Here is a 19,699-nt window from a genome sequence, read left to right on the forward strand (position 1 = left end):
GATCGAATAGAACAGATGTTCGAAGGAGTCGATATGCGTTCGATTGATGTTCAGGCGCTTTCCATTCAAGAGCGTCGCCCACAGGTAGGCATTGCGAAAGCGAATATTGCAGGTTCGAACATGAAGGCGGGCACTGCTGCGTCTCGACGCACTTGGAGTGTTCGTCACCGCGTCATCATCTTCGTTGTGGCATTGATCGCTTGCTTTGCTGTCGGAGTCGCGGCTGCAGGAGCTGGCGAGCCTTCGGTGACGCAAGACTCTTCGCAGGTGGTGCACTACACAGTGCAGCCCGGTGATTCATTGTGGAGCATTGCAAACCGTTTCCCCGATGGATCGTCCAGTGACTATCAGCGTGTGGAGAAGCTCAAGCAGGTGAACAACCTCCGTGGTGGGGCGTTGCAGGCCGGGCAGTCGATCGTCATTCCGATGTGAGATCGGTGCCCGATATGGCGATTGATGTGCATGAGCGTTCACAAATGTGCATAAAAGGGCACACTCGCGCTATTCTTGTGTACATGCATTGTCCTTTTTGCCATAATCCCGATACCAAGGTTATCGACACCCGCATCAGCGACGACGGCCATTCGATTCGCCGTCGGCGCGAATGCCCGAATTGCGGTGCGCGATTCAGCACGCTTGAAACCACGATGCTGCTGGTGAAGAAGCGCTCCGGCAATGTGGAGCAGTTCAGCCGCGACAAAGTTATCGCCGGCGTGCGCAAGGCATGCCAAGGGCGTCCGATTCACGAAGACGATCTCAAGCGCCTTGGCCAGCAGGTCGAGGAGGATCTTCGCGCGCGGGGCGTCGCACAGGTGCCGTCGGAAGAGATCGGCAAGGCGATCCTCAAGCCACTCAAAGACCTTGACGAGGTGGCGTATTTGCGTTTCGCCAGCGTTTATCAGAACTTCGAAGATCTTGAAGACTTCCAGCACGCCATCGACAGTCTCAGGCAAGAGGAGAAGTAACGCACAGATTCGTTGAATCTATCGCTTGTTGAATGTATATGGGGCAGTGCGTGCGTTTCAACATCGGTGGTAAATGCAGCGAGTGAATCTGTGATGTCTCTCGAAACAATTGAAAGGGCCCGACCTGTTGAAGGTCGGGCCCTTTCAATTGCGTAACAGCGCGATCACGGTTCGAGTATGCGGGTGCGAATCGTGCCGGTGATGGCGTTCAGCGCGTCAATGGTCTCTTGGCTTGGACGCTCTGTCACATCGGTCACCACATAGCCGATCTCGCCTTCGGTGCCCAAAGCCTGAGCACAGATGTTGATGCCTTGCTCTCCGAGTGCGTGGTTCACGTTAGCCAGCACGCCTGGAAGATTCGCGTGCAGATGCGCGATGCGAGCCGCACCCTTGAGCGGGTTCGTCGTGATCTGCGGAAGATTCACCGAGAGCATCGTGGAAGCCTTGAACCAGTAATCCTCAAGACGCTGCGACACGAACTGCGCGATGTTGCGCTGTGCCTCAAGCGTGGAGCCACCGATATGCGGCGTCAGAATCATGTTGTCTTCATCGGCCAAAGGGGTGGAGAACGGGTCGCCCGTCTTCTTCGGCTCGGTCGGGAACACGTCGATGGCGGCGCCGGAAAGGTGGCCGGAGTCGAGATGCTCCTTCAGCGCGTCGAGATCGACGACGAAGCCACGCGAGCAATTGATGAAGATGGCGTTCTGCTTCATCTGCGAGAACTGCTCTTCACCGAAGAAACCGGTGTTCGACTTGCGGCCGTCCACGTGAATCGTCACGGCGTCGGCTTCCTGCAGTAGTTCGTTGAGCGTCTCGCAACGGCGGGCGTTGCCCAGCGCCAGTTTTTCCTCGAGGTCGTAGAAGATGACGCTCATGCCCATCGCCTCGGCCAGCACCGACAGCTGAGAGCCGATGTTGCCATAGCCGATGATGCCGAGGGTCTTGCCGCGCACCTCATGGGAGCCGGACGCCGACTTGTCCCACACTCCATGCTTCATGTGGTGTGTGTGCGCCGGGATGCGGCGCATCAGGCAGATGATGTCGCAGATCACCAGTTCAACGACGGAACGGGTGTTCGAATATGGGGCGTTGAACACGGCGATGCCGTTCTTCGCGGCGTATTCAAGGTCGACCTGATTCGTGCCGATGCAGAAGCAGCCGATCGCCGTCAGCGTTGGGTGAGCGTCGATCACGGCCTTGGTCACGTTCGTCTTGGAGCGGATGCCGAGCAGATCAACACCGTCGAGGGCTTCAATCAGTTCGGACTCGGAAAGAGCGCCCTTACGGGTCTCGACTTCGAAGCCATGCGCACGAAGGGCCTCTTCGGCCAGCGGATGAATGTTTTCCAGAAGTAGTGCTTTAGGCATGTTCCCACCTTATAGCGTCAGTAGTCTTTCGTCATCTCGTGTCCGAACTATAAGCAATCGCTGTGTCGGGCGTGTCAACGCCACATAGAGATCGGCCGCAGCCGCTAGACGGCTGGGAGCCTCCTGTGCAATGAGGCCGGGTTGCGCCACGACCACCGCATCGTATTCCAAGCCTTTCACCGACTGCGCGTCGCACACCAGCATCTGTGCGTCTTCGATGTGCATCTCACGAGTGCCGGCGATCGACTTGAATCGCTTGGCGATGGCTGCGCGCGCGGCGTCTTTGAGTTCATGGGGCACGATCACGGCCACCCGTCCGGTGCCGTCGCTCTCGATGAATTCCTTCGCCAATTCTGCGGCGTGGAAGCTCAGTTGGTCGAACAGCGTCTCGTCGTCATCAACAAGCAGATGCTGCACGGAATCAGGAATCGAGCGAATCGCCTTGACCGTGGAAATATAAAGTCCTTCGCGTTCGGCGAAATCAGAGGCGAGGTTCGACACCTCCTGCGGGTTGCGGTAGTTGATCGTCAGCTCGTTGAGCGACCAGTTGCGTTCGCCGAACAGCGGGGTCATCGTCTTGTTCCAGTTGCGCGTGCCGCCTAACGCGGATGTTTGCGCAACGTCGCCGACGATCGTGAACGACCTCGACGGGCAACGGCGAATGAGCATGCGCCAATCCATCGCGGTCAGCTCCTGAGCCTCGTCGACGACGATGTGCCCATACGTCCACTCGCGATCCGCGGCGGCACGTTGCGCCACCAGTTCGGCATCCTGCCCGTTCATCTGATCGACGAGCATCTTTGAAGAGACGATTCCGGAGCCGATGCCGTTCTGTGCCAAAGTCTCCTGTGCGAAACGCTCCTCCTCTTCACGCTGCGCGTTGCGAGCTGCCGCTCGCGCCGCTTCTCGTGGATCGGGGCCAAGCAATTCCATCGCCTCATCGAGCAGCGGAATGTCGGAGCGTGTGAACTCCGCACCGCGAGGACGCGTGAGCATGTTCACCTGCTCATCGGTGAGCCACGGCGCAAACCTTGTGAGCTGCTGCGGCTTCGAGAACATCTGGTCGAGCATCCATTTCGCATTCATCGGCAGCCAAGCCATGTTGAGCGCCACGCGGATCGGGTCGCTCAACCGCAGTTGGCTCATGATGTCGGAGAGCTCGGCCTGCTCTGGCGTGTAGTCCAATTGCTCAACGTATTGGGTGCGCAGACGCTCGAGCATTTCGGTGACGAACGTCTCGCGGGCCTTGTTGTGCGGCTGCCGCGTGCGGCGTGCACTCGCGATCGCCTCGGTGACATCCGTGGCGCGCATCGTGATGGCGATGCCGTTCAAATAGATGGTCGGCAGCTTCGATGGAACCCGTTCGCGCGCGGCAACGGCGTTCGCGATCGCGCGTGCCATGCGACGCTCGCCTTTGAGCTGCGCCACATGCGGCTCGTCGTAGCGCTCGGCGACGATTCCTGGAATGAGCTCGCCGATAGTGCGGCTCACCACACCGGTTTCACCGAGCGACGGCAGCACCTGATCGATGTAGTGGAGGAACTCCTCGCTCGGGCCGACCACAAGCACGCCGGAACGTTCAACATGCGACGGTGCGTGTACAGCAGGTAAGCCGCGCGGTGCAACGCCACTGCGGTTTTACCGGTGCCAGGGCCGCCCTGAACAATGACCGCCCCACGCAGATCGGCGCGAATAATGCGATCCTGCTCGCCCTGAATGGTGGCCACGATGTCGGTCATCTTGCCGGTGCGACGCGAACCGAGCGACGCCAGCAACGCGCCCTCGCCGGTCAGTGTGCCCTGTTCGGAGGCGGAGTTGACATGTGGGGAGTGCACATCGAGCACTTCGTCTTCAATGCCCGCCACCTCGCGGAAATGCAAGGTGATGTGCCTGCGCATCACGATGTCGCCGTGATGCGATGGTGTGGCCTCATAGAACGGGCGTGCGGCTTCGGCACGCCAGTCGGTGAGCATCGGCTCATGATTCGCGTCCGAAAGCCCGATGCGCCCAATGTATCGGCGATTGCCCTGTTCGTCGTCGAGCCTGCCGAACACAAGGCGATCTTCCACGGCACGCAGCTGCGTGAGGCGATCCTCATACATCGTGGCGAATGAATCGCGTTCCGTGCGCTGCGTGGGGGAGCCGTGCGAGCCTGCCGCACGCACTTCGTCAAGGCGCTCGCGCGCTTGCGCGCGAAGATCGTCGAGGCGTCCATACGCACGGTCAACAACCTGTTGTTCTTCTTGAATCTGCGAAGAGTACTGTGACATCTATCCGTATTCTCTCTATCAATATGAGCCACACTATTCTACCAATGGGCAACTACTGGGTTAGGTGGTGTTTTTCTTCTCCGTGCATCGCGGCGAGCGAAAACGATGAGGTGCGCACGTCTGCGCTTCGGCAGATCGCCGTGATATGCGCAGTTAGTGATTTACGGGCTCTTCATAAGCCTTTCATAAGGAATATCTCGCATCTGTTGAATGAACCTATGCTGTGCCCAAAGTTGAAAGATTGCGGTATGAAACGCCGCAATACAGGGTATTTGCGTGTTCAGTGGGGATTTTAGGTGAAGTGTGGGGTAGAGTGGAACAACGATATCGATATTTTCAGACCCATCGGGTCATCTGCGGCGTAAGGAGGAGACATGGCCGATTCACAGGTCGCGTTCAACTCCTTGGCAGATTCCTCCGATGCGACTACCAGTGCCAGCCCGGTTCCTCCACTGCTGCTTGGCACATATATGCCCAAAATCGACGCAAAAGGGCGCATGGCCATCCCCGCGAAAATGCGCGAACAACTCGGCGAAGGCATGGTGATGGCCCGCGGTCAGGAACGATGCGTGTATTTGCTGCCGCAAAGCGAATTCCGTCGCATCGCCGCACAGATTCAGCACGTGTCGGTCGGGAACAAGGCGGCACGTCAGTATCTTCGCGTGTTCCTTTCCGGTGCCGTCGACCAGGATGTCGATAAACAGGGTCGCGTGGTCGTTCCGCAGATGCTGCGAGATTATGCCGACCTCGGTAACGACATCGTGGTCATCGGCGTGGGCACGCGCGCCGAGATATGGAACAGAGAGGCTTGGGAGCAATACCTGCACGACAACGAAGAAGAATATGCCGATATTGCCAATGACGTTCTACCGGATCTGGAGTTCTAATGACTGATTTCTCGCAGATTCACCAACCCGTTCTTCTCGAACGCTGTGTCGAGCTCATCGCACCAGCCCTGCAACAACCGAATGCCGTCGCTGTGGATTGCACACTCGGCTTGGCCGGGCATACCATCGCTTTTTGAAGGCTGCGCCACTCGCCACCGTTATCGGCATCGACCGTGACGCCGAAGCTCTCGGCAAAGCGAGCGAACGCATCGCGCAGGAGGGGCTCGCGGATCGATTCGTGCCCGTGCACGCCGCCTTCGACGAATTCGACCAGGTGCTGGCCGAACAGGGATAGACCAAGTGCAGGCCGTGTTCATGGATCTTGGGCTGTCAAGCCTGCAGATCGACGAGCGTGAACGCGGATTCTCGTACGCGCATGATGCGCCTCTTGACATGCGCATGGACGTGTCGCAAACCCTGACGGCGCAGGATATGCTGGCGACCTATGACGTCGACCAGCTCACACGCATCTTCAAGGAGTACGGCGAAGAACGGTTCGCTCGCCCGATCGCGAAGCGAATCGTGCATGAACGTGACCAGCAGCCGTTGACGACTTCGGCTCAGCTGACCGAACTCGTCGACGAGGTGATTCCCCGCTCCAAGCGAAGCGGAGGCAATCCGGCGAAACGCGTGTTCCAGGCGCTGCGCATCGAAGTCAACGGCGAGCTCGACAAACTGGCTCGCACGTTGCCGCAGATAGCGTTGCATCTCGCTGTTGGCGGGCATTTGGCCGTCGAATCGTATCATTCGCTGGAAGACCGTACGGTGAAGAACTTCATGGCGAAAGGTCTTCGCGTGGATGCGCCTGCCGATATGCCTGTTGTGGCGCCCGATATGCAGCCGTTCTTCAAGGCGCTCGTCAAAGGCGCGGTGAAAGCCGACGAACAGGAGATCGCACATAATCCGCGCAGTGCCTCCGTGCGGTTGCGCGCAGTCGAGTTGGTACGGCCTGTGCCACAGCGTTGGCGCAAAGCGTTCGAAGAGGAAAGCCGCGAGGTTGTGCGCACACAGCATGCGCGTCATCATTCACATGCGAGGAGGGGATAACATGGCAGCTCCAATGCGTTCTACCCGCTCACACGTGTCTCCGGCAGGCCGTGACGGGCGCACTGATGCTCCATCGAAGAGACCGGAACTCCATGTGGTGAGCAGCAGTGATCAGCATGGCAAGAAGAACGAGAAACACAGTTTTGCCGAGAATGTGATCACGTGGACGAAGACGCGTTCCCGCCCGTGGCTGCACACCGGCATCGCGGTGTTGTTCTTGATTCTGTGCTGGATCGGCACGCTTCTGCTCCGCACGCAAATGGTGGAGAATTCGTTCGAATCCGCACGCATCGAACAGAACATCACGATGTTGCAGCAAGATGTTGAAGACGATCAGGCGAAACTCTCGAATTTGGAGGCGACGCTGCCTGACCGCGCGCAAAAACTCAACATGGTGCCGGCATCGGGCTCGTTGAGCATCGACTTGCAGGGCTACAAAGCGCCGGAAGACACCAAACAGAACTCGAGTAGCACACAGACCCAGAGCGATAGCTCCAAACAAAACGCCGATGCCGATCAGGGAGGTCAGCAGTGAAAGGGCTGAAGTCAACGTGGAATCGTCTCTCGCAGATGATGAAGCGCACCACCGTCATCGCATTAGTGATGGCGGTTTTGGCCGTTTTCTGCCTCGGCAAGCTCGTCTACATCCAACTCATCGAGGGACCTCAGCTCGCATTGGCGGCGCAGGAAAGCCGAACCCTGAAAGTCACATTGCAGGCGAAGCGTGGCAAGATCACCGACACGAACGGGGTTGTGCTGGCTCAAAGCGTGGAACGCTACACGATCATCGGCAACCCCGATGCGGCACAGACCTTCACGCCGACCGAATGCACGAAGAACACCGAATCGGTGTGCCAGTCATTGGATGGGAAACCGTTGACGACGACAGGCGTGGCTGCGGTGGCGCAACTGCTCGCGCCCGTTCTGGGCATGAGCGCTTCCGAAATCGGCGGCAAACTCTCCGGCGTCGGGCAATACGCCGTGATCAAAAAGACGTGACGCCCGAAGTAAAGCGCAAGATCGCACAGCTTCACTTGGGAGGCATCGTCTATTCCGAGCTGAGCAGTGAACGCGTGTATTCGAACGGAACGTTGATGGGCGCATTGCTCGGCGGTGTTGACGCCGATGGCAAGGGCGTCGCCGGCATCGAACAGTTGGAGAACAAGACGCTGACCGGCACCGACGGCTATCAGGTGTACCAGCAAGGCAATGGCGGCGAAGAGATTCCAGGCACGATGACGGAATCGAAGGATGCCGTTGACGGTTCCAACGTGGCCCTGACCATTGACCGCGACGTGCAGTGGCGAGTCGAGAAGATCCTCGCCGACGCACAGGAGAAATACAAGTCGCGGTGGGGCATCGCAGTGGTGGAAGACGTGCAGACCGGGCAGATCGTCGCGCTTGCCGATAGCGACAAGATCGAAGCCGGTTCCGATGACGCGAAGGTGCAGGTGGCACGCTCCGTCAACGAAGTGTTCGAACCGGGTTCCATCGGTAAGGTCTTCACGATGGGCGGCCTCATTCAAGAGAAGCTGCACCATATGGGCGACAAGTTCACCGTTCCCGACACGCTCACGTTGGATGGCCAGACATATAAGGATTCGTTTAACCACGGTTCCGAACGTTGGACGCTGGCTGGCATTCTCGAACAATCCTCGAACGTCGGCACGATCCTCGCCTCCGAGAACTACTCCGACCAGAAGCGTTACGAATACCTGACCAAGTTCGGCATAGGCCAGCCTTCCACGCTGAACCTGCCTGGCGAATCGCAGGGTGTGCTCGCTCCGGCGAACACGTGGGATGGCCGTACCCGCAACACCGTGCTGTTCGGCCAAGGCTATTCGATGAACGCGCTCCAGATCACCAACGCGATCTCGGTGGTGGCGAACAAAGGCGTCATGAAACCGCAGAGCATCATCAAATCAGTGACTTCGGCGGATGGGCATGAGACGACGGTGAAAGCCGGCGAATCCAAGCGAGTCATCGACGAGAGCGTCGCCAACGAATTGCTCAACGGCATGGAATCGGTGTCTGAGCACTATGCCAAGTTCGCCGGAGTGAGCGGCTACCGCGTCGCAGCGAAGTCAGGTACCGCAGAAATTGTGGGCGATGACGGCAAGCTTTCGTCGCTCATCAGCGACTACACGGCGATCATTCCTGCCGACAATCCCCGGTTCGTCGTCACCGTGGTGCTGCGTGACCCCGAAGGAAGCTACGGCGGTTTGACAGCTGGTCCGGTGACCGCGGAAATCGGCCAGTTCCTGATGCAGAAATACGAAGTTCCGGAATCCAAGCAACGCACCGACGCCATTCCGGTCGAGTGGTGAAGAAAGGAGCCAAGGCCATGAGTTCGTTAAGTGAAGCCTCAACCCATCGCACCACGTTGGGAATGCTTGCCGACCGATATGGGTATGACCTGTCGCCGGAGTTCGCGCGAGCGGTCACCGTCACATCGTTGGCCAACGACATCGATTCGGTGACTGCCGGGACGCTGTTCATGCCCGGCAAACGCATCGACAGTGCGCGTATCGCGGCCGCCTCCCAGCGAGGAGCCTATGCTGTGATGCTCCCGCGTTCAGCTCGCAATAGCGACATTCAGGCCGATATTCCATTGGTGTTCGCCGACCCGACGCCGCGTGAGCTTGGCGAGATCGCATCGAACATGGCCGGTAATCCGGCATCCACACTTGCGGTGTTCGCCGTGGCTGGAGTGCGCGAAGAGCAGGTTCACGCCAATGTGGAGATGCTCTCGCAGTTCCTGCACATGCTCGGCAATCCCGTTGGAACGATCTGCGCAGGCGATTCGCAGTCGTTGGATCGCTTCCTCGATTTGGAATACCCGATGGACATCCTGTCTACACAACGAGTGCTGTCGGTATGCGCAGAAGATGGTGCGGCGGCCGTGATCATCGCGTTGGACGACAACACGTTGCAGCCAGACGCGTTGGCATCCATTGGAGCGGACGTCATCGGATGCGACGGCGTTGCGGATCCGGTGAAAGGGCAAGAGCTTATCGAGCAGATGTGCGCACGATATGGCTGCGGCATCGATGAAGGCACGCATATAGCATTCCGAACCGATGAGACCGACCAGATGGCCGTGCAAGCCGATTTCGGTGTCGATAAGATTCGACCGCTTTCGGTGGCGATAGCCATGGTGATGGCTGCCGGAGTCAAGAAGCAGAACATACGTAGCGCCCTGAGAGTGTCGCGGGAACTCCACTGAGTGTTCGCGAACAACAGTTGAGAAGACTAGAGACTACAAGACGAGATGGTGAAGTGAGGAGACTGCCATGATGCCTATGACTGTGAGTCAGGTGGCGCAAGCCGTGTCAGGCGCAATGGTGCATTGCGCCGATGCAGGGGAGCGAACCGTCACCAATGTGGTCACTGATTCGCGTCAGGTGACCGATGGATCGCTGTTCGTCGCCATCGCCGGCGAACACGTCGACGGGCATGATTTCGTGGCGCAGGTCGGCGAACACGGTGCTGCGGCGGCCTTGGTGGACCATGAGATCGAAGACGCGCCGATCACGCAGATCGTCGTGCCCAACACCGTGGAGGCACTTGGCGCGCTTGCAGCACAGAACCTGCGCCTTCGCAAACAGACGAACGAACCGTTCACCATCGTCGGCATCACCGGCTCCGTTGGAAAAACCACCACGAAAGATCTGCTCAAGAACCTGCTTGCCGTGATGGGCCCAACGGTTGCCCCCATCGGTTCGTTCAACAATGAAATCGGCCTGCCGCTGACGGCACTTGAAGTTGAAGCCGGCACTCGATTCCTCGTCGCGGAGATGGGTGCGAACCACGTTGGAGAAATCGCAAGTCTGACCAAGATCGCGCCTCCAGACATCGCCGTCGTGCTCAAAGTCGGCGTCGCGCACTTGGGAGAGTTCGGCTCAGTGGAACGCATCGCTCAAGCGAAAAGCGAAATAGTCCTCGGAGAAGCCGCCAATGCCACGACGGTGCTCAACGCTGACGACGAGCACGTGGCGGCCATGAGCCAGCTCGCGCAAGGTAATGTGTTCTGGTTCGGCATCGACAAAGCTCAGGCGCACGACATTGATGGCTATATCGCAGCCGACAACATCACACTTGACGATCTGGGCAGGCCGACATTCACTCTCGTCTCGTCGCAAGGCATGGAACAGCGTCTGACATTGGGGATCAGCGGCAAACACAACGTGATGAACGCGCTCGCAGCGGCAAGCGTTGCCAATCTGCTCGGCATGTCTCTCGAACAGATTGCGCAGGTGCTCGGCGACGTGCGTGCTATCAGCCCTCATCGCATGGCTGTCAGCACCGTCTCCAATGGTAAGGAACACTTCACGCTCATCGACGACTCGTTCAATGCGAATCCTGACTCGATGAAAGCAGGCATCAACGGACTGATGGCATGGCATGCTCAGGAAGAACGCCAGCCGTTCCGTGTGGCAGTGTTGGGTGCCATGCTCGAACTTGGCCCCGATGAGCGAGCATTGCACGAATCCGTCGGCGCATATGCCGTGCAATCCGGTGTCGATGCCTTGATCGCAGTCGGTGGCGGCACCGATGAAACCTTGAATGCGTTGGCGCGTGACATCGCCGTAGGAGCGGATGGCGTAGCCGGAACCGACATCGTTCGAGCCGTGTCGACGATTGACGAAGCAGATGCGTTGATCCGCGAGCTCAACGCGGAGCACCCAGATCTGCTGGTGCTGCTCAAAGGTTCCCATGCTTCAGGTCTGAGTGCATTGGCAAGCCGCTGGACGGCGGGGCAATAGCAGTAACCGTCAAATGGAACACGAAGCCCAACCAACAACCCCACATATTGTTCAACCGCGAATGGAGAGATTCTAGTGATTGCCCTCATCATAGGAATTCTGACGTCGCTGATCGTCACGCTGATTGGCACGCCTCTGCTGATCCGTATTGTGCACAAGCTCAACTACGGGCAGTACATCAGGCAGGACGGGCCTAAATCTCATCAGGTCAAACGAGGCACGCCGACACTCGGCGGCGTCGTGATCGTGCTGGCGATCGTGCTGGGCTGGGGTGCTTCGGCGCTCTACAGGTATCTGACCGAAGGAGTGGCCCCCACATGGGCTGCTGGTCTCGCTTTGTTCGCCATGGTGTCGATGGGCCTGCTCGGATTCATCGATGATTTCGCCAAAGTGCGCAAGAAGCAGAATGAGGGCCTGACCGTTGGCGGCAAGTTCTTCGGCCAAGTGGTGTTCGCCACGATCTTCGCGATTCTCGCCCTGATCGTGCCTACACGTTCCGGTTTCCCCGTGGCTCAGGCGGGCATGAGCTTCATCGAGAAGCCGTTCCTGAACTTCAACTTCGCAGGAAGACTTGTGGCGACCATTCTGTTCGTGGTTTGGGTGAACTTCCTGATGGCGGCGTGGACGAACGCGGTGAATCTCTCCGACGGTCTCGATGGATTGTGCGCAGGCTCGTCGATGATCGCCTTCGCAGGCTATGCCGTGATCGCTGTCTGGCAAATGTATCACCTCAAGGGGCAATCACATTCAGGGTTCAGCTATTCGGTGTCTGATCCACTGGATCTGGGTATCATCGCCTGCTGCGCCGCTGTTGCCTGCCTTGGATTCCTGTGGTACAACTGCAATCCGGCGTCCATTTTCATGGGCGATACGGGCTCTTTGGCATTGGGGGTCTGTTCGCAGCGCTGTCGATCATCACGCACACCGAGTTCCTCGCGATCATCATCGGTGGCCTGTTTGTGATCGAAACGCTGAGCGATGTGATCCAAGTCAGCTATTTCAAGGCCACGCATAAACGCGTGTTCAAAATGGCGCCGATTCACCACCACTTCGAATTGTGCGGGTGGAGCGAAAGCAAAGTGGTCGTGCGCTTCTGGATCATCGAGCTAATGTTCGTGATCACCGGTCTGATCATCTTCTACGGCAACTGGGTTGGGCAATCCGGCCTGCTCGGTCACTGATCGTGAACGATTGAACGGCGGCTGCATGTGAGCCGGTACGCATGCAGCCGCACCAGTCAGCCGGCACTGAAACGCGGAGCACGCGCGAAGAAACGAGAAACACGAGGTGCGATATGAGCAGGCATGGGTTTGACGTACAAGGCAAAACGGTTGTGGTGGCAGGTTTGGGAATCTCCGGCCGAAGCATGGCGAAGATCCTCAAAGATCATGGCGCAACGGTGATCGGCGTCGATGAGAAGCAGAAAGACGCCGATCTTCACTCCTTCGACGAAATCGATTGGAGCGGCGTCGATCTGGTGTGCACATCACCTGTGTTCAACCCACGCACCCCATTCATCGTCGAAGCAGGCAAACGCGGCATAGAAGTGATCAGCGAAGTGGAGCTGGCTTGGCGTATGCGCGTCGACAATGCTCGCACAGGCCGACCGGCGCCATGGATCGGCATCACCGGCACGAACGGCAAGACCTCCACGACCGAAATGACGTCGGAAATGCTCCGAGCATGCGGGTATGACGCGCCGGCGGTCGGCAACATCGGCAAAGCCGTTTCACAAGCCGCGCTCGATCCAAGCCACGATGTGCTGTGCGTCGAACTGAGCTCCTTCCAACTGCATTTCACCTATTCGCTTGAACTCGCGTGCGCCGCGATCACGAACATCGCCGCAGACCACCTCGATTGGCATGGTGGCATGGAGAACTATGCGGCAGACAAGGCGAAGGTCTACGACAACGCGAGTGGCGTGATCGCCTATAACGCGCAAGACAAGCGAGTGACCACGCTGGCACAGACCGCACGAACCGCAGAGGGCTGCGAGCATATCGGCTTCACACTGGGCGAGCCGCAATCCGGTCAGATCGGCATCAAAGACGGTTGGATCGTCGACATGAGCGGTTTGACGGGAGGCGAAGTCGGTGAGGAATACGCCGTGGCACCCATCCGCGAGTTCAAATACCTCGCAGAGCCGGACGGCACGATCTACCCGCATCTGCTCGCCGACGCGTTGACCGCCCTGATCCTGGTGCTGGGCATCGGCGCCGACCTCAATACGGCACTGAACGCGTTGAAGGAATTCGAACCAGGTGGCCACCGCATTCAGAAGGTCGCCGAACTCAAGCAGGGCGAAGCGCCATCTATCCGCTTCATCGACGACTCCAAGGCCACGAACGCCCATGCAGCCCGCGCCTCGCTGAGCAGCTTCCCAGACGGCAGCGTGGTGTGGATTGCCGGTGGTCTGGCGAAAGGCGCCACGTTCGAAGATCTCGTGGCACAAGAGCGCGGCAAGATCAAAGCCGCAGTGGTGATCGGAGTCGACCAGCAGCCGATGATCGATGCGTTGCGTGTAAGCGCCCCCGATCTGCCGTTCACACTCATCGATCCGTCTGGCAACGAAACGGTGATGCAACGCACCGTCGATGCCGCAGGCGCCCTCGCACAACCGGGAGACGTGGTGCTCCTCGCACCCGCCTGCGCCTCGATGGACCAATTCAAGTCGTATGCCGACCGTGGCGACCAGTTCGCCAAGCAAGCACAACGTTGGGTGGAAGCACATGCCAAGGCCTGAACTCAAAAAACGCACTGCACGCTCCGCCCGGAGCGCTGGCAGCACGAACACGCAAACCGTGCCGTCGACGCAAACGAACCTGCCGGCAAACACGTCGTCGCAGCAGGCGCAGCAGAGCACGATCGAACAGTTGACGCCATCCGCGCGCAAAGCCGCGATGAACCGTGACTCACGCAATTCGTTCGGCATGATCGATTTCGCCGGCCAATACAAGGGTTGGCGTGCATTGCTGAACCCGTTGGGCTGTTACTACGGTTTCATCGCCGCAGTCGGCATTCTCACGGTGTTCGGCGTGATCATGGTGTTCTCCAGCTCGTCGGTCGACATGGTGGCGGCTGGGGCCTCTCCGTGGGCAAAAGCGCTGAATCAGGGAATCTTCTGCATTCTCGGTCTCATCATCGCATTGTTCGTCGCCCACGTTCCGGGCAGACGATTGGAACAGGTTTCGTTTGTGCTGTATGCGCTCAGCGTCGCGATTCAATATTTCACCGTGTTCTTCGGCGTTGAAGTCGCCGGCAACAGGGGCTGGCTTCGCATAGGCGGATTCCAGTTCCAGCCCGCGGAGTTCATGAAGTTCACGATATGCCTGTGGTTCCCGCTCGCCATGATCTCGGCGATCAAAAAGAAGCCGGGCATCAAGAAACCTACAAGGCGTGGGATCTTGGTGATTGGGGACGCACATTCGGTTTCTATGGTCTCGGACTGCTCGCCGTGCTGCTGGGCAAGGATCTCGGCACCGCATTGATCATCATTCTCATCGGCTTGATGGCCATCGTCGCCAGCGGATTCTCGCTGAAATACGTCGCTATGGTCGGTGCTCTCGCAGCCGTCGTCGTCGCCGCACTGACATTAATGAGTTCGAACCGCATGTCTCGCATCATAGCCACATACACCGGCTGCACTGCAGACAATGCCGACGTGTGCTATCAGGCGACGCATTCGAACTATGCGCTGGCATCAGGCGGATTGCTTGGCGTGGGGTTAGGCAATTCGCGAGAGAAATGGAATTACCTGCCCGCCGCGCACAACGACTTCATCTTCGCCATCATCGGCGAAGAGACCGGCTTTATTGGTGCAGCACTCGTCATTCTGCTGTTCGTCGTGATCGCCTGGTGCCTGATCGCCGTGGCCATGCAGCTGCGCAACCGCTACGCTAGTGTGGCTCTGCTCTGCTTCATGATGTGGATCGTGGGGCAGGCGTTGATCAACATCGCCGTCGTCGTGGAGATCTTCCCGGTGATGGGCGTTCCGTTGCCGTTCGTTTCGGCAGGCGGCTCATCGATGATCTTCTGCTTGGCTGCCGCAGGCGCCTGCGTTGCATTGATGCGCATGCAGCCGGAGATCAAGGCGGCGCACGTGCGCGCATAATAGGTGCACAGGTAGTTCGAAATCTTGCAAGACGTGATCGATCAGATAGAGTGGATGGTATGAGTTCGAGCAAACAACACCGTATTATTCTGGCTGGCGGAGGCACCGCAGGCCATGTCAATCCATTGCTGGCGGTGGCCGATGCCATACGCCGCATCGACCCCGATGCCGATATCGTGGCGTTGGGCACGGCAGTCGGTTTGGAGGCGGATCTCGTTCCACAGGCCGGCTACAAGCTCGAGACGATCGAAAAGGTGCCATTCCCGCGCAAGCCGAACAAAGCGGCACTGCAATTCCCGAAGAAATGGCGTGCGGAAAAGAACAAGGTGGGCGAGCTGATCGAACGTCAGCACACGCAAGTCGTCGTCGGGTTCGGCGGCTATGCGTCGGCCCCGGCATATTCCGCGGCTCACAAGGCCGGCATTCCGGTAGTGATACACGAGCAGAACGCTCGCGCTGGCATGGCGAACAAGCTCGGTGCCCGTTGGGCCACGTTCATCGGCACGGCGTACGACAACACTGGTTTGAAGCCGGCGAAAAACGCGACCATCGAACGTGTCGGCCTGCCGCTACGACCAGCCATCGCAGCACTGGCGGACGAGCTCGAGCATGATCCGAAGGGCGCGCGCGAACGCAATGCGCACGACCTCGGTCTTGATCCCGATCGCCCGATCATCGTCGTCACAGGCGGCTCGCTTGGCGCCGTCAGCCTGAACCGCGCCGTCGCCGGTAGTGCCGCCAGCCTCATTCCGGTGGCACAAGTGGTGCATCTGACAGGAAAAGGCAAAATCGACGAAGTACGCGACCTGGTGGTGCAGAACGCCGGTGCGAAAGTGCTCACCGGATTGGGGGAGGAGAGCCAGCCGGGGCGCGACTACCATGTGGCGCAATATCTTGAACGCATCGACAAGGCCTTCGCCTGCGCGGATCTGGTGATCTGCCGTTCCGGCGCGGGGTCGGTGAGCGAACTGACAGCGTTGGGACTTCCCGCCGTCTATGTGCCACTGCCTATCGGCAACGGCGAACAACGCTTCAACGCTTTGCCCGTTGTGCAATCCGGCGGCGGTCTTTTGGTGGAAGACAGCGATTTCACACCGCAGTGGGTTGAATCGCATGTTCCGCAATTACTGGCAGACCCCGCGAAACTGCGCGCATACGGCGAACAGGCATGGAACTACGGCATTCGCGATGCCGCCAATCGCATGGCGAAGCGAATCCTCGCCATCGCAGACGAACAGAAATAATACGTGAATACTCAAAAGGAGCATTGTCGTGCAAGAGAACATCGTTCTTGACCCAGCCGCCGCGCAATTCGGTGACGCGCAAACCGTGAACGATCTCGGAACCGTCCACTTCATCGGCATCGGGGGAGCGGGCATGAGCGTGCTCGCCGAAATGCTGCACGAGCAAGGCGTCGACGTCAACGGTTCGGATCGCGAGGCAAGCGCGAAAACCAAGCGTTTGGAAGCGCTCGGCATTCCTGTGCAGATCGGCCAGCAGGCAAGCAACGTCGACGGAGCCGATGTCGTGGTGTATTCCAGCGCCATCAAGCCAAATAATCCAGAGATCGTCGCCGCAGTCCGCAATGGTGCCCAACTGGTGCACCGCAGCGACATTCTCGCCCTGCTGATGAACGGCAGGCGCGCAGTGACGGTGGCGGGCGCGCACGGTAAAACGACGACGAGCTCACTGCTCGCGCATATTCTGCTGCATGCCGGTGAAGACGCGCTCGCAGACCCCAGCTATGCAATCGGCGGATCGATTCAAGGGCCAGACGGCACATCACTCGACGGCGGTCACGCAGGTGCCGGCGACGTGCTCGTCGCCGAAGCCGACGAGTCTGACGGCAGCTTCGCGAAATACCACCCTGATATCGAGATCATAACGAACGCGGAAGCAGATCATCTCGACCACTACGGCAACGCGGAAAACTACCACGCGGCGTTCGTCAACCATGCTTCGCACGCCAAGCGAGCAGTCATCATCTGCGTTGACGATGACGGGGCGCTCGCAGTCGTGCGCGCACTCGACCCACAGACGGCGCAGAAAACAATCGCCTATTCCACACGCTCACGCGAAGAAGTCGGAGATCTGAACGGTGCGACCTTCGTGCACATCGCCTCCGAGCACGAGAGTGCGAACAGCGGCACCGAAGATTTCGTCATCGACATTCCCGCGGCTATCGCAGGCGAGGATCTCGCGCTGCCGGTGGAACTCAAAATCCCCGGTTTGCACAATGCCCGCAACGCGACCGCGGCGATTCTCGCGGCAATCCTGCTTGGCATGAATCCGCAACGCGCAGCGCAGGCGGCGGGCACGTTCCTCGGTGCGAATCGTCGATTCCAGATCCGCGGCACAGTCGGCAACGTGACCGTGGTCGACGACTACGCGCACCATCCAACGGAAATCGCGGCACTGCTCACCGCGGCACGCCGCCGCTACCCGCAGTCGAAGCTGCATGTGCTGTTCCAGCCGCACCTGTTCTCCCGCACGCAATTCTTCGCGCAACAGTTCGCCGACGCGCTGATGCTCGCCGACGACGTGATCGTCACCGGCATCTTCCCAGCGCGCGAAAAGCAAGCGGATTTCCCGCAGGTGAATCCTCACACCATCGTCGACCTTGCGCATGCGGACGGCGATAAGCAGATTCAAGCGGTGGAAGATATGAACACGGCAGCGCAGATGCTCGCCATGCGCGCACAATCCGGCGACGTGATCTTCACAGTCGGCGCAGGCGACATCACGAAGATGGGGCCAGTCATCGTGCACGTGCTCACCGCGCACTATGCGGGCGACGATCAGCAGCAGTGAGCCGGCACGCAGACGAATAATACGTCGAAAACACACAGTCGAATAGCGCGCAGCGGGAAGGAACTATGGCAAGACGAACGGTGAGCTCTTCAGGGCAGGCGATGAACGACGACAAGCCACAGGGCAGAAGCGTCAGATCGTCGCGCTCTCATGCCAGCACACCGACCGAGCAGTCGATTCCCGAACAGCAGGCCGAGCCTACAGTTCGCAGAACAACGTCAAGCCACCCGCTGTCGAGCCAAGCGATTCCGATGCAAAGCGAGGCGCCGACTCCACGCACGGCACGAACCACGCGTTCGGGACGGCCGTCGCAAACGAATCAGAGGCTCAGGCACCCTGTCGCCGGGCGAAAAATCCAGAACGATGCGACGGGCATGCGTACCGCGCAATCTCAAGCAGCGCAGCCTCGCACAGCACAGTCCGCAAACGGTGGCGAACAGTCTGGCACCGTTGCGAAATCACCGGCGACCGGGCAAGTGCCAGCACAGTCTCCGGACTCCGCGCGGCATCACAGATTCCGCAAGCTGGTGCGCCGCCGCAAGCAGGAGGCATCCGCGCAAGCGGCGAGAAGCGCGCAATCCACCAATTCGTCACAGCCCGGTTCGTTCGTCGACGCGCGCGCATTGCCAAGCGAAGACCTCGTGGAACGCACACTGCAGGAGAGCGCGGGCACGATTGGCGTCGCCACCAGACCGAAAGTCGTCGATTTCAAAGCGCGCCTGCGTGAGCGAAAAGCGGCGAACACGCGCGTGCTGCTCACACGCATCGGCATCGGCGTTGCGGCGTTCGCGGCACTCGTCGCGTTAATCTGGCTGCTGTTCTTCTCGCCAATGCTGCGTTTGGAAGAAGACCGCATCACCATCAACGGCGCGAACGAGTGGGTGAACAGCACGCAGATCATGAACATCGCCAAGGAACAGGTCGGCAAATCACTGCTCGTTGTGTCAGACAACGCGATCGAGCAGAAACTCAACGACATTCCAGGCGTGTCATCGTCCACTGCCACGAAGAAGTTCCCACGCGGACTCGAAATATCCATCGTGTCGCAGCGACCGGCGGCAATGCTCAAGGTCTCCGGCAAAGATGGACTCACGGCAGTTGACAGCGAAACGCGCGTGCTCAACCAAGTGACCGATCAGACGGTCAAGGGCATTCCGGTCATCGAGGTGAAGAACATCGACACGGCGCTCAAACAGCGCTCCGTGCAGTCGGCGGTCACGATTCTCGACGCCATGCCGGAATCCTGGCGCACAAAAGTGACGGCGGTGAGCGCGAACACGCAGGATTCTGTGACGACGACGCTTGATAACGGCATCACGATCGTGTGGGGTGATTCCTCAGATATCAAGCTGAAAATGGCGATCGTCGACAAGATCATGAACGATCCGAATGTGATCGGAGACAAGAAGCAGATCAACGTGTCTGCACCGGGACGCCCGATCATCAAGTGATTTCGCCCCCTGCATGCTCTATGC

At 59.1% G+C, this 19,699-nt stretch carries 13 protein-coding genes and 4 pseudogenes; 15 read left to right on the top strand and 2 right to left on the bottom strand.

Annotated elements, in window-relative coordinates; all coding sequences use genetic code 11:
* The first annotated feature begins 33 nt into the window (after positions 1-33).
* Positions 34-432 carry a LysM peptidoglycan-binding domain-containing protein gene (locus tag GSD1FS_RS00350; RefSeq protein WP_246165666.1) on the top strand — a complete coding sequence of 133 codons (399 nt, stop codon included), beginning with the start codon at positions 34-36 and terminating at the stop codon, positions 430-432.
* An 83-nt stretch (positions 433-515) separates the two neighbouring features.
* A complete protein-coding gene (gene nrdR / locus GSD1FS_RS00355) occupies positions 516-965 on the top strand; it encodes a transcriptional regulator NrdR (protein ID WP_155587897.1) in 450 nt (149 codons plus the stop codon).
* A 164-nt stretch (positions 966-1,129) separates the two neighbouring features.
* Here nrdR and serA read toward each other — a convergent pair whose 3' ends face one another.
* Both serA and GSD1FS_RS00365 read right to left on the bottom strand, forming a co-directional pair.
* A complete protein-coding gene (gene serA, locus GSD1FS_RS00360; RefSeq protein WP_155587898.1) occupies positions 1,130-2,332 on the bottom strand; it encodes a phosphoglycerate dehydrogenase in 1,203 nt (400 codons plus the stop codon).
* A 9-nt stretch (positions 2,333-2,341) separates the two neighbouring features.
* Positions 2,342-4,602, bottom strand: a pseudogene (locus GSD1FS_RS00365) (HelD family protein).
* A gap of 374 nt (positions 4,603-4,976) precedes the next feature.
* On the opposite strand from GSD1FS_RS00365, the gene mraZ reads away from it, so the two are divergent.
* From mraZ to GSD1FS_RS00425, 13 genes and pseudogenes are all read left to right on the top strand, one after another.
* On the top strand, positions 4,977-5,489 hold the full coding sequence (gene mraZ, locus GSD1FS_RS00370; protein ID WP_155587899.1) for a division/cell wall cluster transcriptional repressor MraZ: 513 nt from the start codon (positions 4,977-4,979) through the stop codon (positions 5,487-5,489).
* Positions 5,489-6,536 (top strand): annotated as a pseudogene (gene rsmH / locus GSD1FS_RS00375) (16S rRNA (cytosine(1402)-N(4))-methyltransferase RsmH). The gene mraZ and the pseudogene rsmH overlap by 1 nt, the downstream one beginning before the upstream one ends.
* A gap of 1 nt (position 6,537) precedes the next feature.
* Positions 6,538-7,071, top strand: a complete 534-nt coding sequence (locus GSD1FS_RS00380; RefSeq protein ID WP_246165667.1) for a hypothetical protein — start codon at positions 6,538-6,540, stop codon at positions 7,069-7,071.
* Positions 7,068-8,863, top strand: a pseudogene (locus GSD1FS_RS00385) (peptidoglycan D,D-transpeptidase FtsI family protein). The gene GSD1FS_RS00380 and the pseudogene GSD1FS_RS00385 overlap by 4 nt, the downstream one beginning before the upstream one ends.
* A gap of 17 nt (positions 8,864-8,880) precedes the next feature.
* The gene (locus GSD1FS_RS00390; protein ID WP_155587900.1) at positions 8,881-9,762 is read left to right on the top strand and encodes a UDP-N-acetylmuramyl peptide synthase; all 882 of its coding nucleotides are present in this window, start codon (positions 8,881-8,883) and stop codon (positions 9,760-9,762) included.
* A gap of 67 nt (positions 9,763-9,829) precedes the next feature.
* Entirely contained in the window at positions 9,830-11,302 is a 1,473-nt protein-coding gene (locus GSD1FS_RS00395) for a UDP-N-acetylmuramoyl-tripeptide--D-alanyl-D-alanine ligase (protein WP_155587901.1), read from the top strand.
* A gap of 75 nt (positions 11,303-11,377) precedes the next feature.
* Positions 11,378-12,483 (top strand): annotated as a pseudogene (gene mraY / locus GSD1FS_RS00400) (phospho-N-acetylmuramoyl-pentapeptide-transferase).
* Positions 12,484-12,524: 41 nt separating this feature from the next.
* Positions 12,525-14,045, top strand: coding sequence for a UDP-N-acetylmuramoyl-L-alanine--D-glutamate ligase (murD, locus tag GSD1FS_RS00405; RefSeq protein WP_155587902.1), 1,521 nt, complete (start codon positions 12,525-12,527; stop codon positions 14,043-14,045).
* On the top strand, positions 14,032-14,790 hold the full coding sequence (locus tag GSD1FS_RS10095) for an FtsW/RodA/SpoVE family cell cycle protein (protein ID WP_281349810.1): 759 nt from the start codon (positions 14,032-14,034) through the stop codon (positions 14,788-14,790). Before murD ends, GSD1FS_RS10095 begins: the two co-directional genes overlap by 14 nt.
* A complete protein-coding gene (locus GSD1FS_RS10100) occupies positions 14,757-15,413 on the top strand; it encodes an FtsW/RodA/SpoVE family cell cycle protein (protein WP_343030166.1) in 657 nt (218 codons plus the stop codon). The genes GSD1FS_RS10095 and GSD1FS_RS10100 overlap by 34 nt, the downstream gene beginning before the upstream one ends.
* A 59-nt stretch (positions 15,414-15,472) precedes the next feature.
* A complete protein-coding gene (locus GSD1FS_RS00415) occupies positions 15,473-16,657 on the top strand; it encodes a UDP-N-acetylglucosamine--N-acetylmuramyl-(pentapeptide) pyrophosphoryl-undecaprenol N-acetylglucosamine transferase (protein WP_246165669.1) in 1,185 nt (394 codons plus the stop codon).
* 28 nt (positions 16,658-16,685) lie between these two features.
* On the top strand, positions 16,686-18,224 hold the full coding sequence (gene murC, locus GSD1FS_RS00420; protein WP_343030147.1) for a UDP-N-acetylmuramate--L-alanine ligase: 1,539 nt from the start codon (positions 16,686-16,688) through the stop codon (positions 18,222-18,224).
* A 65-nt stretch (positions 18,225-18,289) separates the two neighbouring features.
* Complete coding sequence (locus tag GSD1FS_RS00425; RefSeq protein ID WP_155587903.1) at positions 18,290-19,675, top strand: cell division protein FtsQ/DivIB; 1,386 nt, start codon at positions 18,290-18,292, stop codon at positions 19,673-19,675.
* Positions 19,676-19,699: the final 24 nt, after the last annotated feature.

It is taken from the genome of Bifidobacterium canis (assembly GCF_009727065.1).
Taxonomy (GTDB): domain Bacteria; phylum Actinomycetota; class Actinomycetes; order Actinomycetales; family Bifidobacteriaceae; genus Bifidobacterium; species Bifidobacterium canis.

What these genes read in the sequence shown, in the direction of transcription:
- GSD1FS_RS00390 (WP_155587900.1), top strand. Translation starts at nt 8,881, where the DNA reads ATGAGTTCGTTAAGTGAAGCCTCAACCCATCGCACCACGTTGGGAATG.
- murD (WP_155587902.1), top strand. Translation starts at nt 12,525, where the DNA reads ATGCAGCCGCACCAGTCAGCCGGCACTGAAACGCGGAGCACGCGCGAA.
- mraZ (WP_155587899.1), top strand. Translation starts at nt 4,977, where the DNA reads ATGGCCGATTCACAGGTCGCGTTCAACTCCTTGGCAGATTCCTCCGAT.
- GSD1FS_RS00415 (WP_246165669.1), top strand. Translation starts at nt 15,473, where the DNA reads ATGAGTTCGAGCAAACAACACCGTATTATTCTGGCTGGCGGAGGCACC.
- GSD1FS_RS00350 (WP_246165666.1), top strand. Translation starts at nt 34, where the DNA reads ATGCGTTCGATTGATGTTCAGGCGCTTTCCATTCAAGAGCGTCGCCCA.
- GSD1FS_RS00395 (WP_155587901.1), top strand. Translation starts at nt 9,830, where the DNA reads ATGATGCCTATGACTGTGAGTCAGGTGGCGCAAGCCGTGTCAGGCGCA.
- GSD1FS_RS10095 (WP_281349810.1), top strand. Translation starts at nt 14,032, where the DNA reads ATGCCAAGGCCTGAACTCAAAAAACGCACTGCACGCTCCGCCCGGAGC.
- GSD1FS_RS00425 (WP_155587903.1), top strand. Translation starts at nt 18,290, where the DNA reads ATGGCAAGACGAACGGTGAGCTCTTCAGGGCAGGCGATGAACGACGAC.
- nrdR (WP_155587897.1), top strand. Translation starts at nt 516, where the DNA reads ATGCATTGTCCTTTTTGCCATAATCCCGATACCAAGGTTATCGACACC.
- GSD1FS_RS00380 (WP_246165667.1), top strand. Translation starts at nt 6,538, where the DNA reads ATGGCAGCTCCAATGCGTTCTACCCGCTCACACGTGTCTCCGGCAGGC.
- serA (WP_155587898.1), bottom strand. Translation starts at nt 2,332, where the DNA reads ATGCCTAAAGCACTACTTCTGGAAAACATTCATCCGCTGGCCGAAGAG.